This is a genomic window from Neorhizobium sp. T7_12, assembly GCF_002968535.1.
Taxonomy (GTDB): Bacteria; Pseudomonadota; Alphaproteobacteria; order Rhizobiales; family Rhizobiaceae; genus Neorhizobium; species Neorhizobium tomejilense.
Genome location: NZ_PVBK01000003.1, coordinates 453,051 through 467,552 on the forward strand (window position 1 = coordinate 453,051; position 14,502 = coordinate 467,552).

Below are 14,502 nucleotides of genomic sequence, written 5' to 3' on the forward strand. Positions count from 1 at the left end.
CCGTGGCAGCTTTCCCGATCCAGTTTCTCAGACTGCGAAGCTGCTTCCGATTAACCTATCCCGGAAGTACGTTTGACTCGACAGCTTATTCCCTGCCATGCAAAAAAGTGGGATGGCCACCGACATGCAGACAGTACCGGAACGGCTGGTTGCCTTCCTGCCGAACCTGAGACGGTTTGCGATATCGCTCTGCCGCTCAAGGGAGCTTGCCGACGATCTGGTGCAGGCGGCGTGCGAGCGCGCGATCCTTGCCGCTGACAGTTTTGCGCCCGACAGCAGGTTCGACGCGTGGATGTTTCGCATTCTACGCAATCTGTGGATCGACCATCTGAGGCGCCAAAAAACGGCCGGTCCTCAGGCCGACCTGGAAGAAGCAAGCGGGATCTCCATTCCATCCGGCGAGGCCGCATCGCTTGCTCGCATGGACCTGCTCCAAGTCATCGCTGCGCTACAGAAGCTGCCGGACGAGCAGCGCGAAGTGCTGGTGCTGGTCTGTGTCGAAGAGCTGAGCTACCACGACGCAGCCGACGTGCTGTCGATCCCGATTGGAACTGTGATGAGCCGTCTCGCCCGGGCACGAAAAAATCTTGCAGAGCTGACAGGAATAAGTTTCGGGGAACGACGTTCGTCCGATGCGAAAGGCGGCATCGTATGACCCGATATGATTTTGACGACGAGACATTGATGGCGTTCGCAGACGGCGAACTCGATGAGGCGACAACCGTCAGGCTTGAAACAGCCCTTGCGGCGGACGAGGCACTGGCCGAGCGGCTGGCTGTGTTCCTCGAAAGCCGCCTGCTGGTCGCCAGCGCGTTGAAACCGTTGATCGACGAGCCGTTGCCGGAGGCGCTGCTGGCATCCGTGCGCCGCATGGCGGACGAAGCGCAAGGCAGGCAATCCGAAGGCAGCAACGTCGTGGCCTTGCGCCCGAGGCAGCAACAGGTGAAGCGCTGGGCAGAGCACCGCTGGGTCATGCCCCTGGCGGCAGGCATTGTTCTGGTGATCACCGGTGTTGTCGGTTTCACAATAGGTCTCAATCGGAACCCATCCGCAATGAATTCCAGCGCCCAGGTCGCCGGGGTGCTGGACCGCGAAGCCTCCGGCCGGGATATTGCGCTCGGGTCCGGAGAGATGCTGCATATCATCGCCACCTTTCGCGACAAAAACGGCTCTCTCTGCCGCGAATACGAATTGAAGCAAGCGTCGGGCAGCACGCTCTCCATCGCCTGCCGACATGATCAAGCCTGGGTGACACAGCTCGCGCTGACATCTGCGACAGCCGAGGGCTATGTGCCGGCCTCCTCGCAAGAAACGATCGATGTATATCTTTCGTCGATCCAGGCCGGTACACCGCTGTCCGCCGAAGAGGAGCGAGCGGCCCTCGCACCCTGACGATTATTTTCGCAAATCAGGAATAAATCTTTCCCGGTGTCGTTCTTCTCGCATCAATTCATGAGGAGAACCGCCATGGCACTTGCCCTTCTGAGGAAGCCACAGCCCCGACTGATCTTTTCGTGCCGCAAGGAAGACGAAGGAGTGATCCCGCCGCCGGTTCGGGCCAAAACGGCGCTCCCGGACTGGTTCCGGAAGCTTCCACCGGTGGACCACGCCCATGTCTCCCCCACAAACAGCGGCCTGACGGTGAAGCGCTGCATGCCATTCCTCGATGCCATGGCAGCTGGCTGGATTATCGGCCTGTCAGCCACTGTCCGGCTGGAAATTTCTGCTGACGGCAAGAACGTCGATTGCGGTTGGGATTTCGACCGGACGATGGTCAGCAATCACGCCGGCCATCAGGTCGCCGGCCATCCGCGTGATTCAATGCCACCCTGTAAGTTCCACAACCACTGGACCATCCGCACTTCCCCCGGCTGGAGCTGCCTGTTCGTGCCGCCGCTCAACCGCCCGAACGGTGTCTTCGAGGTCGTCGCAGGCGTCGTCGACACAGACACCTACCAATCGGAAATTCACTTCCCTTTCTTCGCCACCGGCGAGGACGGCCTGCATGTGCTGGAACGTGGCACGCCGATCGTCCAGGTTATCCCCTTCCACCGCGAGACATCCGACCTCGCCGCCGATATCCGCGCCGAAAGCGCTGCCGAGGGCACTGTGCGAAAGACGATCTGGCGCAAGACGCTTGCCGCCGATGGCTGGTATCGCCGGTTCGCCCGCGCCCAGCGATGACCTTTTCAACGAGGACCGCCCGATCTGCCCGTCGCTGACTCGCACAGCGGCGGCGATGCCGCGTGGATCCTGTCTATGGCCTATCTTGTTGAAAAATATTCTGTTTTGCCTGGAATAATCCTCGCCCATTGCCGTTTCTCACTCGCAGCCAACGAGGCTGTCCCTCAAAGGAGAAGTGCCATGAAGAAGTTCATCTCAGCCCTGAGCGCATTCCTGTTGATCGGCGCCGCAGCACCCGCACCTGCTGCAGCCGACGACCCGGTGCATCGCTTTTTGCAGAAAATGACGCGCGGCAGCACGGCGAGCCACGTCCGCTACAGCCGCAGTCGGGATGACGATCGGCGCGGTGACTGGAGCTCGAACCGCAATTCCAACAGCTCGTCGAATTCCTCGAGCAATTCCAGCTCGAACTCGAACTCCAACAGCAATTCCAATTCGTCGAGTAATTCCAGTTCGAACGGCTCGTCTAACTCATCGAGCAACTCGAATTCGAATTCTTCTTCCAATTCCTCTTCGAATTCGTCGTCCGACGACGACTGAACCGCAGCCTGAGAGACCGAAAGGAGGGTATGATGGCCCTTTATGCAATCGCCCCTCCCGGACCCCACGCCGATCGGCGTGGGGAACCGTCTGCGACCTTGGAGCGCACGGTACCGCTCACCCGCGTCAAGCAGATCGCGGCGGCAATCGTGCTCGCATTCAGCGGCATGCTGATCTTCCTGGCAATTGACGGCCTCACCATGCCCATGCGGCTGACGCTCGCTGTCTTTGTCGCAACGACGACCGCCTGGACCATCCTCGACCTGCCGGATACGCCCGTTGCACTCGCCGGTGCTGCGGTTCTGGCTGTCTTCGGCGCGATCGACGAGGACGTGCTCTATCGCTCCCTCGGCAATGAAATCGTCTGGTTGATGCTGGCAGCGTTCGTCGTTGCCGGTGTGCTGCGGCAGGTCGGCGTGATCGAACACATCATCCGCCGGCTGCTCGCTCGGTTCGGGACCGTGCAGGGCCTGTTCTGGGCACTCACCTTCTTGATCTTCGCCACCGCCTTCATCATTCCCTCGACCTCGGCCCGAGCGGCAATGTTGGCACCCGTTTATCTCGGGCTCGCGGCGGCGATCGGCAATGCGCGGGTCAATCTGGCACTCGCGCTGCTTTTTCCCTCGGTCATCCTGCTTTCCGCTGGAGCGTCTCTGATCGGCGCCGGCGCCCATCTCGTGGCCGCCGGCATGATGGAGCACCTGCGCGGACAAAGTCCCGGCTTTTTGGGTTGGATCGTGCTGGCCGGCCCGTTCTCGCTGCTGTGTTCGCTCGGCGCCTGCGCGGTGCTGCTGCGCCTTTTCCTTACCGGGGACGAGCGGGCGATGGCGATCGCGAAGCCGGTCGCCGACGAAACTCCCACCTCCCTGACACCCCAGCAATGGACCGTGCTCGCCATCACCGGCGCAATGATCCTCCTCTTCGCGGCCCAGCCCATGCACGGCATCGGCATGCCTCTGATTGGCATCGCCGCGGCCCTTCTATTGGCCAGCCAAAGGGTCTCCGGCCTGCCGCTGAAAACAGCTCTCAAGGGCGTGGAGTGGAACCTCCTGCTCTTCCTGGCCGGCACGCTCGTCATCGGCGAGGCGTTGCTCGAGACGGGGACGGCACAGGTGCTGGCCGAGCGGGTGGTTGGGCTTGCAGGCAATGGCATTGCCACCTGGCCTGCGCTGATCGTCGCCTTCGCAGCAATCGTCTCGACGCTCTCGCACCTCGTCATCACCTCGCGCACGGCGAGGGTAACCATCCTCATACCTGCGCTTGCCTTGCCGGCCGCAGCTCTCGGTGTTGATCCGCTCAATTTGGTGATGGTCGTCACACTGGGAAGCGGCTTCTGCCAGACGCTGATGGTATCCGCCAAGCCGGTGGCGCTATTTGCCGCAATGGATCCGCCGCCTTTCGGACAAGCCGACCTGATCCGGTTTGCCGGTTTGCTGATCGTTCCGTTCGTCGCGCTGATCGTGGTCTTTGCCACGCTCGCCTGGCCGCTGCAGGGCCTGCCGCTGCACTGAATGTCGGGGCAACACAAGGGAAAGGTCGCCCGCGTGCGGCCTTTTTTATTAGTCGGCTAATTTATTTTGTCGCTGCCGGAATAGACCAGGTTCTCCCCCGTTCCTCCCCTGTCACATCCTTGTCACAATGGAAGGAACACCCAATGGCATTCACGGTTCTCGTCGCGCCCTCCGGGTTTAAAGAAAGCCTCTCGGCCGATCAGGCGGCGGACTGCATCGAGACCGGCGTCCTGCGCGCTCTTCCCGGCGCGACCGTTCTCAAGGCGCCAATGGTCGACGGCGGCGAGGGGTTTACCAAGGCGCTCATCAAGGCGACCTGCGGCACCCTGCATCATCTGACGGTGACCGGTCCCGTCAACAATCCGGTCGAGGCACATTTCGGCTTCCTGGGCGGCGACAGCGAGCCCACTGCCGTGATCGAGATGGCTGCCGCCGCCGGACTTGGCCTCGTGCCGCGCGACCAGCGCAATCCCTGCCTGACGACAAGCTACGGCGTTGGCGAACTCGTCCGCACCGCGCTTGACAGGGGCGCGCACCGCATCCTTCTTGGCTGCGGTGACAGCGGTATCAATGACGGTGGCGCCGGTATGGCCGAAGCACTGGGTATCCGGCTTCTTGACGTGTCGGGCGAGGTTTTGCCTCGTGGCGGCGCCGCACTTACCCGCCTCGCCGCAATTGATGCGAGCGGCCGGGATCCGCGCCTTGACCGTGTGCGCATCGACGCTGCCGTGAACTGGCACAATGTGCTTCTCGGCGAACGGGGCGTCGCGCGGATCTTTGGACCACAGAAGGGAGCCACGCCGGAACAGGTGGAATTGCTCGCCACTGCCATGGAGACGTATGCCGGCGCTATTCAAAGCTCGACGGGTTTCGATGTCGGCCTGGCGCCCGGCTCTGGCGCGTCGGGCGGGCTCGGTGCCGCGGTCCTCGGTCTCCTTGGCGGCAGGCTGCACCCACGCTACGATATCGTCATGCAATATCTGGAGCTCGACCGTTTCATCCGGCAGGCCGACTTGGTCATCACCGCGGAAGGCAGTCTTGACGGGCAGACCCCTTTCGGAAAGGTCCCGGCCGAAGTGGCTGCACGGGCAAAAGGTGCCGGTGTGCCTGTCATCGCGCTCGCCGGGACTATCGGAAAGGGCGTACGGCTCAATTTCGAGCACGGCATCGATGCCTTCGCCTCGATATTGAGCAGACCTTGCTCGTTGGAAGATGCCATTTCGTTCGCGCCAAAACTGCTTGCGCGGGCGGCGGAGGATGCCGCTCGTATGGTTATAGTGGGCATGAAAGTCGGGGCACGATGGAGGCAGGTAGCGTGAATTTGGTCCCATCCAGACGCGGCAGTCGGAGCTGCGCGTCCATTGAACGGCCGGCGCACGGCGCTGCCGTCTTGCCAAGCGATCAGCAGGGCAATAGTTCAACGCCCTTCAAGAACTGGGCTGGCGGACGATTTTCTGGGTATGAGGGTCGGAGCCGAAATACGGATTCGATCGTCAGCCGAAGTGGCGCCAATCGTGAGCAGATCCAAAGCATTTGACGCAATCTGCTCGAAGGGGACGCGCAGTGTCGTGAGCGGTGTCGGAAGATGACTGACGATCGGGATATCGTTGTATCCGACGACTGAAACATCATTGGGTACGGATATTCCGAGGCGTGACAGGCCGGAAAGAGCACCGATCGCGGTGTTGTCGTTCACGGCAAAGATCGCCGTCGGACGCTCTTCGAGGCGCATGAGCTGCAGGGCCGCATCCGCTCCGGCGTCGATCCCGAAGGTCGACGGCACAATGCAATCCGGGCGGACCGAGATCGCGGCCTCTTCCAGTGCCTGCCTGTAGCCTTCGACGCGCCCGCGCGAGCTGGAAGCATATGAAGGACCGGCAATTACTCCGATACGACGATGACCGAGATCCAGGAGGTGGCGCGTCGCCAGATAGCCGCCCAGCCTGTCGTCGCCCACCGAAGACAGGCTCCGTCCATCGGTACGCAAAGCCAGGACGAAAGGTACACCCCGGGCCCCCAGCTCGTCGGGAAAATCGTCATCCTCGCGTGCAGTCGAAAGGATCAAGCCGTCGACGCCTCGTTTCAGAAGAGACTCGGCAGCAAGTCTGTCGGCCTTGGGCTTGTCATCCGTCGTTGCGACAATCGCGAAGCGGCCACTTTTGCTGCACGCTTTTGCCAGGGCTTCATAGAGCATTGCCATGACGGTATCGGTCAGCCGGGGAACGATCACGCCGACAGTCATCGTGTTGCCGCGTCGGAGGCTCGCCGCGGAGATGTCTCGGACATAACCCATGTCTTGGGCGATTTTCCGGACGCGGCGCGAGGTCTCGTTGTCGGATCGGGGAAGTCGTTCATCGAGGATGCGCGATACCGTCGATTTCGAAACGCCAGCTGCCGACGCAACATCAAGGATGGTCACCCGTGTCTGGCGGCTCGCTTCTTCGGGTTTTGAATCCATTTCGCTTTTTTCCATCTGCGGCGTTCTCGTGATCAACGCGCCAACCATGCAACAAAAAAAATCTTGACTCCAGTAAAATCGGAAACGATAGTGGGAACGTTCCCATTAACGATCCCATCGCTGATCACGAAGGCGGACAGCGGCTATCTAGGAGGAGACAATCTATGCCAACGATGGATCTGAGAGGCCTGAGCCCGGCACCCGTTACCGCGTTTACCCGCGACGGAGAGGTCGATTATCCGGCCAATGCCCGTATTGCCAAATGGCTTGCCGGCATGGACGGCGTCAAGAGCCTGGTTATCCTTGGCCATGCCGGCGAAGGTACGTTCCTGACCGAGGAAGAGCGCCTGAAGCTCATCCGCACCTATGTCGAAGCCGTCGATGGTCGGGTTCCAATCATTGCTGGCATCACCGGCGAGGGCACCAGGGTCGCCGCTGAAGAAGCCAAGAAGTGCAAGTCTGCCGGCGCGACCGGTGCTCTTGTCTATCCGAACCACGGCTGGCTGCGTTTCGGCTTCCAGAAAGGCGCCCCGCAGGATCGCTACAAGGCAATCTGGCAGGAATCGGGCCTGCAGTGCATCCTGTTCCAGTACCCGGATGCCACCAAGGCTTCCTACGACCTGGACACCCAGCTTGCGATCGCGACCCAGGATGGCGTCGTCGCCACCAAAAACGGCGTTCGAAACATGAAGCGCTGGTACGTCGAGATTCCGGAACTCAAGAAGGCCAACCCGAACCTGCAGATCCTGAGCTGCCATGACGAATGGCTGCTGCCGACCATGTTCGATGTCGACGGCCTGCTTGTCGGCTACGGCAATATCACGCCGGAGCTGCTGATCGACCTGATCGAGGCAGGAAAGGCGCAGAACTATCCGGAAGCCCGCCGGATCTTCGAACGTCTCCTTCCGGTCACCCGTGCCGTCTACCACCGTGGTTCCCATATGGAAGGCACCGTCGCCCTCAAGCTTGGGCTTGTCCATCGTGGTGTGCTTGACCATGCCACGATCCGCGAGCCACTGAAGAACCTCGGCGAAAAGGCCGAAGCGGAGATCTTTGCAGCCTTCGATGCTGCCGGCATTGGCCGGGTTGAGCAGCTTCTGGCAGCCGAGTGACTGAGGACGCCCCCGCCTCTCAAGCGGGGGCTTTTTACGGATAGGGGATCGCGGTCGCATCGGGGAGTGATGCGCGGCCGTCGCACCGTCTGTCACGCTGGTGCCCGGTTGGCCGATGAGAGAGAGCCATGCCTTCCGGATCCACAACCACAGCATGCCAAAGGGTCCCGAAGTTTAAGACATCCAACACGTAGGTTCGACGCCAGGCCGGGAGAGTGGGCCAGGCAGAGGGAGGAAACATGAATATCGAACAACGGATGGCCGCGCAGTCGCCGGCCGTCGATACCCAAGCTGAAATCAGCGCCCGCCTGGAACGGCTGCCAGTGACCCGGGAGGTCTTCTGGGCTCGAAATATCGTCGGCGCAGCGACGTTCTTTGACGGCTACACCGTCATTGCCATAGCCTATGCCATGCCGGTTCTTGTCCGCGAGTGGGGTTTGACCCCGGGACAGACGGGAATGATCTTGTCGATGGGCTACCTGGGGCAGTTGATCGGCGCCATTTGCTTTGGCTGGCTTGCCGAACGGATCGGCCGTCTCAAAGTGCTGCTATTCACCATCCTGCTATTCGTCAGCATGGACGTCGCATGCCTTTTTGCGGCCGGCGCCGGCATGATGATGGCATTTCGTTTCATCCAAGGCATCGGAACCGGCGGAGAAGTTCCGGTCGCGAGTGCATATATCAACGAGTTGATCAGCTCGAAGGGGCGGGGCCGCTTCTTCCTGCTGTATGAGGTCATGTTTCTGCTCGGTCTCGTCGGCGCAGGCCTGATCGGCTATTTCATGGTCCCGGCCTATGGCTGGAAGGCGATGTTCGTCGTCGGCCTGATCCCGGCCGTCCTGATGATCCCGCTGCGCTGGTTCCTCAATGAATCGCCTCGCTGGCTCGCCGCCAACGGCCGCTATGAGGAAGCCGACCGCATCGTCACCAAGTTGGAGAACAGCGCTCGTGCTGCCGGCAAGGAGCTGCCGGAGCCGAAAATCGTAGCCGCCCCCGTCCGTCGTCGATCGGACTGGCGCGAACTTTTCCAGGGCATCTACCTCAAGCGCACGCTGTCGATCTGGGCGATGTGGTTCTGTGCCTATATGGTCGCCAATGGGACGATCACCTGGCTTCCGACCCTCTATCGCCAGACATTCAACCTGCCGCTGGAAACCAGCATCCTATACGGGTTCATCACCTCGGTCGGTGGCGTGATCGCGGCGGTAATCTGCGCATTGCTCATCGACAAGGTCGGCCGCAAGCGCTGGTACACCGGTGCCCTTCTGATCGCGCCGATCCCGCTTGCCATCCTCGCCTGGCTGGGTGCGACGTCGGCAACACAGGTCCTGATCCTGGCCGGTCTCGCCTACGCCATCGTCCAGACCGTCACTTTCTCGCTCTATCTCTATTCGGCGGAAATCTACCCGACCCGCCTTCGTGCCATTGGCACGGGCACGGGCAGCGCCTGGCTCCGTCTCGGATCCTCCGCAGGCCCTATCGCGGTGGGTTGGGTCATGTCGTCGATGGGCATCCAGTATGTCTTCGGCGCGTTCGCAGCGATCCTTCTCGTTGGTGCCCTGGTGACGGCCCTCTTCGCGGTCGAGACCAAGGGCCAGGTTCTGGAGGAACTTTCGCCGTAAAGGGCACTAATCTTTCGAAGAGGGGATGATGGCTTGGCGTGCAACCGCCAAGCCATCATCATATGTAGACTTCGATGTTGTAGGCTTGGCTCGCCGGCTTGCGGTTGATCGATATCCGGGTTCGTCAGTCCTACTCAAGGAGGATTTCGCTGGCTCGGTCGGCAGACGGGATATTGGAACTTGATTTCGTCCCCAACCAACCACCCGAGTGGGCAGGTTTAATCGGAGGGTTGCCCGGTCTCCGGGACATGGACTATCAGACAGTTCCGGCCGGCCTTCTTGGCAAGGTAGAGTGCGGCGTCCGCCTGGCGCTGAAGATGCTCCGCCGAGACGGGTTCACGGTCCTGCATCAGCGCCGCTACTCCGATGCTGACCGTGACATAAGGAACGACGCGGGAGGTGGGGTTTGGAAGCGACGCCGCTTCTACGCGGCTGCGAACTCTTTCGGCGACAATCCTGGCCTCCTGTTCATCCGCGCCCGGGAGGAAGACGAGAAACTCTTCGCCGCCGTAACGGGCGACCTGGTCCCGTTCGTCTCTCATGCTGCTCTGAATGATGCCGGCAACCTTCACCAGGCAGCGATCGCCTTCGGCATGCCCGAGACTATCGTTGAGGCGCTTGAAGTCGTCGACATCGCACATCAGCATCGCCGCGCCTCTGGTTCGTGTTAGGTCCTCGTTCCAGAAACGATAGAGCGTTTCCATCATCGAGCGCCGGTTGGCGACACCGGTCAGCGGGTCGGTTCGTGCAAGCAGTTCCAGCTGGGAATTGGCGTCAGCAAGCTCGGCGAGGCGACTTCGGTCTCGCAACTCGAGCAAGAAGCTCTTGTGAGCCAGGATCGTTGCGGTGCGTCGGGCAACGATGGTTGCTGCCACACCGCTCGCGAAAAACAGAGCGCTGGCCAGAGCACTTCCCACCTCGATACCTGGATTGTGCAGTTGAAACACGAGGTAGATACCAAGGGCCGAAGCACCGATCGCCATGGCCCAGCCAAGCAGGATGGGGAATATGATGATGGCAGTGACGGCCACAAAAAGCATGATGGTCAGATGGCGCTCGTAAAACTCGCCACCGGCGCTGACGCCCACCAGGGCTACGGACAGGAGGATGAAAAACACAGCCGAGAGTAGGAAAACTCCCTGCAGCCACAAAGCGCGCGGCTGCAGAAACACCATCGCCGCGACGAGAGCTGCGGGGGGAAGGATGGATGCCGGCCAAAGCATCGACATCACGGTTTCGGTCGGAAGCAGGATCGCGTAGAGGCCCAACGTCAGGACGTCGAGCACGCTGACCCAGATCATCCAGGCGCGGATGATCTTGGCGGTCTGCGGCCAGGAGCGTTCGCGAAAAAGCCGGGCCAGCTCGCCATTGAGCCGGATATTCCGCGTGCGCCCACCCAGTAGGCGCTCAACTTGTTCCACAATGGCCGGGCTCGGCCTCTGGAGAGGTTTCCGCGAAGACGGGCTTGCCGATTTGGTAGAACCTGTGATTCGCTCAGCGTCCATGTGCCGGATCTAGGGCCCAGATGACCGGGGACAAGACGGCCGATCACAGCCGGGGTCCGCAATCACGCTGAGCCGCGTGTTGTTACTTTTACGTCTGGACCTCGATCGGCAGGCCCATCTGACCGGTCAACGTCTGCGCCGCGTCGTTGTCCCTTTGCTCAGGCGTGGCGATCGGCAGCTTGATTGTAAACACGGTTCCTTCACCCTTGATGCTGTCCACGTGAATTTCGCCGTGATGCAACTCGACCACCTGTTTCACCAGGTTGAGGCCGATACCCGTCCCGGCGATGCCGGATGAACTTCTCGCCCGGAAATAGCGCCCGAACATCTTGGGCAAGTCGTCCGCGTCGATACCGATGCCCTCGTCGCGAACGGTAATCTGAACACAGTCGTTTTGCTGCCACCCCGTGACATAGACGTCTGGAGAGTCCGGCGCGTATTTTACCGCATTCGAGAAGAGATTGGTGAATACCTGCTCCAGCGCCGCACCGTCGCCGTAAATCGTTAAGGGAAGCCGCTCCAGATCGAGCAGGAACCGGTGCGATTTACGTATGCTTTCCTGCCGCGCACTGCAGGTCCTGATGATGTCGCCCAGCGCGCATGGCTTGCGGACGATGTCGATGTGGCCGTGATCCAGGCGGCCAACCGCGAGGATGCTTTCCATCAGTTCCAGCATTCGCGAAACCGCGCTGCGGATCTGCTCCGTCTTCTCACCGATGAATTCCGGCGTCACCGCGTTCTTGCGGCGAACGAGACGTTGCGCCGCGCCATCGATGATCGAAAGCGGTGTCCGGAATTCGTGAGACGCCATGGAGACGAATTGCCGCTGCAGTTCGTTGACCTGCCGCTCCTGATCGAGCATCCGTTCCAGTTCCGCAGCCTGACGGGCAATTTCCGCCGTTCTGCTGCGCACTGTTTCCTCCAGATCGTCGCGATGCTGAAGCAGCGCCCTTTCCGCGCGTTTTCGCTCGGTGACGTCGACTGCGGCAATCAGTGAGGCCGGATGGGCGTCGAAGGCAAGTTGGCTCGAATAGATAAAGACCTCGATTTCGGCGCCGCACGCCGTCCGATGCCGCTGAGAACGATTGGCGTCGCTGACATGCTCCGTACCCGGGACCGCGGTTTTCATTCTTTCCCGGTCCTCCGGTGAAAGGATGTCCAGGAGTGTCATGGAAAGAAAAAGGTCGCGATCATAACCGTAGTGATCAAGAGCCGCCTGGTTGACGTCGAGAAATTGAAGGCTCTCCCGGTCCTGAACCCACATCGGCAGGGGGTTTCCTTCGAACAACAGCCGGAAGGAAGCCTCGCGCATCTTCAAATCCGTGATGTCGACGCGGATCCCCACGCTTCCGCCGCCGGAAACGCGTCGTTCCTCTATCCGGACCCATCGGTTCCCCGGCAGGCGCTGCTCATGGGCGCTGTTTGGCTCCGCATGACGAGTCAATCGGTCGGCCAGCCATTCCTCCTCGCGGCCGATCGCGTCGGGATACTGGCCACGCTGCAGCCCGCTGCGAAGTCTGTCCTCGAAACCCATGCCCTTGACGAGGGGGGCACCGCTATCGGCGTAAAGCTGCTCGTAGCGGCGGTTCCACATCACAAATCGATCATCTTCATCGAACAGTGCCAGGCCTTCCGGGACGACTTCGAAGGCGGCCAGCAGGCGTGCATGGGCGGCTCTTGCCTCCTGCTCTGCGCGCTCGGCCTGCGCATGAGCTTCAGCAAGAGATCGTTCGGCGAGTCGCGCCTCGGTCACGTCCTCATGCGTCGATACCCATCCGCCGTCAGCCGTACGCTGATGACAGCCCCGGATGACCTTGCCGGATTTAAGTTCCCTTATCCAGACTTGCGACGAAGCGCCGGCGTTCGTGTCCTGCGCCCATTCGAGGTATTCCTCCATGGACATCTTCGGAACGGCTCCGACTTCGTCTCTCAGCTTGATGATGTCTTCGAGCGACTGCCCGGGATGGATCAAGGCTGGGTCGACGCCGTAAACCTCGGCGTAGCGACGGTTGGACAAGGCCAATGTACCGTCCGCATGGAAGAGGCAAACGCCCTGGCTCATGCTGGCGAGTGCGGTCCGAAGCTGTTCGTCCTGGCTCAGAACCTGCTTGCGGCTGCGGCTCGATGCGAGTTGCGCGTTGAGGCGCGCACCAAGTTCCCGGCTGTCGATCGTGCTGGAGACACAGTCAGCCGCCCCGGCCCCAAAACCTGCGATCCTTCCATCGATATCGCCCTCGGCAGTGACCAGGATCACCGGTATTTCAGACGTCACCGAGCTGTGTTTCAGCTGGCGGCAGATCTGGACGCCGCACAAGTCTGCGAATTGAATGTCGAGCAGGATCAGGTGGGATTGTGACGCCTCCACGATCGTTTGCAGGTTCTCCAGGGTGTCGCACCCTGGAACAACCGAAAGCTCGATGTCTTCTGCTGGAAGCTGCGGGAGGTCCAGCTTGGCCGCATCGGTGCCTATGACGAGAACAGCCGTGCGTCGATGACCGATGTTCTGGGCGACCAGCATCGGAGTAGCCCAGCCGTCCGGAGCCGCGGGCAGCGATGAATGTAATCGAAGGGGAACCGCTGTCGTCAATGAAGGTCGCCTACCATTCCGCGCTGGCCTGTTGCACGCCCACAATACGTATTGAGCGTTAAGGAGAGCTTATGCGCGCTGTTGCGGGATTGGTGGCGCCCGATGCCTCTCAACTTTTGTGCATGACGTAGTCGCGCATGACCGTGCCGAGCCTGGCGAGATTAACTTTCAACTCGTCATAACCGGCGATCTTCTCACGGGTATCCTCGTCCATGTAGAGTTTGCGGTTGAGTTCGATCTGGATGCTGTGGCGGTTTTTGCCAGGCGAGCTGTAGGCCGATACCAGCTCGGCGCCCTTGAAGGGCACGTTGAGCGACACCGAATAGCCAAACCCTTCCAGCGTCTCGACCACGAGTTTCACGAGATCCGGTTCGCTCGACACGCCTTCGTAGTCGCCGACCACGATGTCCTTGCGGACGGTGCCGGCCGGATCGGGCGAGAGCACGTGGCCGATCGCCGGCATCGAGTGGCAGTTGACGTGATAGACCTTGCCGAAGGCCGCATGGGTTTCATCGAGCAGCCGAACCAACTGGCGGTGGTAGGGTCGCCAATAGGTGTCGATGCGGTCTTCCAGCTCCTTCACCGTCAACTTGCGGCCATACATTAGCGTGTCACCCCAGGCGTAACGCCAGGTGATGCCCATGCCGCGGCGTGCCGAGGCACTGTCACGGACCGGATGCGGCCACTCGCCCTCGACCATTTCCAGGTCGACATCCTTCAGCGACCGGTTGAGGTCGAGAAAACTCCTCGGAAAATGCGCGATCAGCAGCGGCGCCCCGATCAACGGCGCAAAGCCGAAGAGGTCGTCCACATGGGTGTCGGCGGCGACGCGCACCAGTTCGTCTGAAACCGTGCGCTCGAAATCCGGCAATGTCAGGCCGCTATGGGGCGAGTCGAACACCAGCGGTACGGCCGGTGCCGTCGGCGGAATGATCTTGAGAACGCCGTCGATATCGACGGGGGCGAAAGTCAGCTCTGTCATC

12 protein-coding genes are annotated in these 14,502 nt (G+C 61.1%); 8 read left to right on the forward strand and 4 right to left on the reverse strand.

Going from position 1 to position 14,502, the window contains the following annotated elements; translation table 11 throughout:
- Window positions 1–112: 112 nt before the first annotated feature.
- The 6 genes from C5J26_RS11100 to C5J26_RS11125 all read left to right on the forward strand — a co-directional run bounded on the left by C5J26_RS11100 (window position 113) and on the right by C5J26_RS11125 (window position 5,554).
- Complete coding sequence (locus C5J26_RS11100; RefSeq protein WP_105401796.1) at window positions 113–655, forward strand: RNA polymerase sigma factor; 543 nt, start codon at window positions 113–115, stop codon at window positions 653–655.
- A gap of 29 nt (window positions 656–684) precedes the next feature.
- Window positions 685–1,392: a hypothetical protein gene (locus tag C5J26_RS11105; RefSeq protein WP_245441144.1), complete on the forward strand. Its 708-nt coding sequence runs from the start codon at window positions 685–687 to the stop codon at window positions 1,390–1,392.
- 75 nt (window positions 1,393–1,467) lie between these two features.
- Window positions 1,468–2,184 carry a DUF6065 family protein gene (locus tag C5J26_RS11110; RefSeq protein ID WP_105401798.1) on the forward strand — a complete coding sequence of 239 codons (717 nt, stop codon included), beginning with the start codon at window positions 1,468–1,470 and terminating at the stop codon, window positions 2,182–2,184.
- A 180-nt stretch (window positions 2,185–2,364) separates the two neighbouring features.
- Window positions 2,365–2,724: a hypothetical protein gene (locus C5J26_RS32655; protein WP_172745824.1), complete on the forward strand. Its 360-nt coding sequence runs from the start codon at window positions 2,365–2,367 to the stop codon at window positions 2,722–2,724.
- Window positions 2,725–2,756: 32 nt separating this feature from the next.
- A complete protein-coding gene (locus tag C5J26_RS11120; protein WP_105401800.1) occupies window positions 2,757–4,235 on the forward strand; it encodes an SLC13 family permease in 1,479 nt (492 codons plus the stop codon).
- A 143-nt stretch (window positions 4,236–4,378) separates the two neighbouring features.
- A complete protein-coding gene (locus C5J26_RS11125) occupies window positions 4,379–5,554 on the forward strand; it encodes a glycerate kinase (protein WP_105401801.1) in 1,176 nt (391 codons plus the stop codon).
- A 98-nt stretch (window positions 5,555–5,652) separates the two neighbouring features.
- Here C5J26_RS11125 and C5J26_RS11130 read toward each other — a convergent pair whose 3' ends face one another.
- Window positions 5,653–6,693, reverse strand: coding sequence for a LacI family DNA-binding transcriptional regulator (locus C5J26_RS11130; protein WP_105401879.1), 1,041 nt, complete (start codon window positions 6,691–6,693; stop codon window positions 5,653–5,655).
- Between the two features lie 164 nt (window positions 6,694–6,857).
- Between C5J26_RS11130 and C5J26_RS11135 the strand changes: the two genes are divergently transcribed.
- Window positions 6,858–7,805: a dihydrodipicolinate synthase family protein gene (locus tag C5J26_RS11135; RefSeq protein WP_172745825.1), complete on the forward strand. Its 948-nt coding sequence runs from the start codon at window positions 6,858–6,860 to the stop codon at window positions 7,803–7,805.
- A gap of 239 nt (window positions 7,806–8,044) precedes the next feature.
- Complete coding sequence (locus tag C5J26_RS11140; RefSeq protein ID WP_105401803.1) at window positions 8,045–9,427, forward strand: MFS transporter; 1,383 nt, start codon at window positions 8,045–8,047, stop codon at window positions 9,425–9,427.
- Window positions 9,428–9,645: 218 nt separating this feature from the next.
- Here C5J26_RS11140 and C5J26_RS11145 read toward each other — a convergent pair whose 3' ends face one another.
- The 3 genes from C5J26_RS11145 to C5J26_RS11155 all read right to left on the reverse strand — a co-directional run bounded on the left by C5J26_RS11145 (window position 9,646) and on the right by C5J26_RS11155 (window position 14,501).
- The gene (locus C5J26_RS11145) at window positions 9,646–10,932 is read right to left on the reverse strand and encodes a diguanylate cyclase (RefSeq protein WP_105401804.1); all 1,287 of its coding nucleotides are present in this window, start codon (window positions 10,930–10,932) and stop codon (window positions 9,646–9,648) included.
- An 88-nt stretch (window positions 10,933–11,020) separates the two neighbouring features.
- Window positions 11,021–13,450: a PAS-domain containing protein gene (locus C5J26_RS11150; protein ID WP_105401805.1), complete on the reverse strand. Its 2,430-nt coding sequence runs from the start codon at window positions 13,448–13,450 to the stop codon at window positions 11,021–11,023.
- 178 nt (window positions 13,451–13,628) lie between these two features.
- On the reverse strand, window positions 13,629–14,501 hold the full coding sequence (locus C5J26_RS11155; RefSeq protein ID WP_105401806.1) for an N-formylglutamate amidohydrolase: 873 nt from the start codon (window positions 14,499–14,501) through the stop codon (window positions 13,629–13,631).
- Window position 14,502: the final 1 nt, after the last annotated feature.

Coding starts and splice junctions, on each gene's coding strand:
- C5J26_RS11100 (WP_105401796.1), top strand. CDS start 113: ATGGCCACCGACATGCAGACAGTACCGGAACGGCTGGTTGCCTTCCTG.
- C5J26_RS11150 (WP_105401805.1), bottom strand. CDS start 13,450: ATGCTGGTCGCCCAGAACATCGGTCATCGACGCACGGCTGTTCTCGTC.
- C5J26_RS11125 (WP_105401801.1), top strand. CDS start 4,379: ATGGCATTCACGGTTCTCGTCGCGCCCTCCGGGTTTAAAGAAAGCCTC.
- C5J26_RS11135 (WP_172745825.1), top strand. CDS start 6,858: ATGCCAACGATGGATCTGAGAGGCCTGAGCCCGGCACCCGTTACCGCG.
- C5J26_RS32655 (WP_172745824.1), top strand. CDS start 2,365: ATGAAGAAGTTCATCTCAGCCCTGAGCGCATTCCTGTTGATCGGCGCC.
- C5J26_RS11155 (WP_105401806.1), bottom strand. CDS start 14,501: ATGACAGAGCTGACTTTCGCCCCCGTCGATATCGACGGCGTTCTCAAG.
- C5J26_RS11105 (WP_245441144.1), top strand. CDS start 685: ATGGCGTTCGCAGACGGCGAACTCGATGAGGCGACAACCGTCAGGCTT.
- C5J26_RS11120 (WP_105401800.1), top strand. CDS start 2,757: ATGGCCCTTTATGCAATCGCCCCTCCCGGACCCCACGCCGATCGGCGT.
- C5J26_RS11140 (WP_105401803.1), top strand. CDS start 8,045: ATGAATATCGAACAACGGATGGCCGCGCAGTCGCCGGCCGTCGATACC.
- C5J26_RS11145 (WP_105401804.1), bottom strand. CDS start 10,932: ATGGACGCTGAGCGAATCACAGGTTCTACCAAATCGGCAAGCCCGTCT.
- C5J26_RS11130 (WP_105401879.1), bottom strand. CDS start 6,693: ATGGATTCAAAACCCGAAGAAGCGAGCCGCCAGACACGGGTGACCATC.
- C5J26_RS11110 (WP_105401798.1), top strand. CDS start 1,468: ATGGCACTTGCCCTTCTGAGGAAGCCACAGCCCCGACTGATCTTTTCG.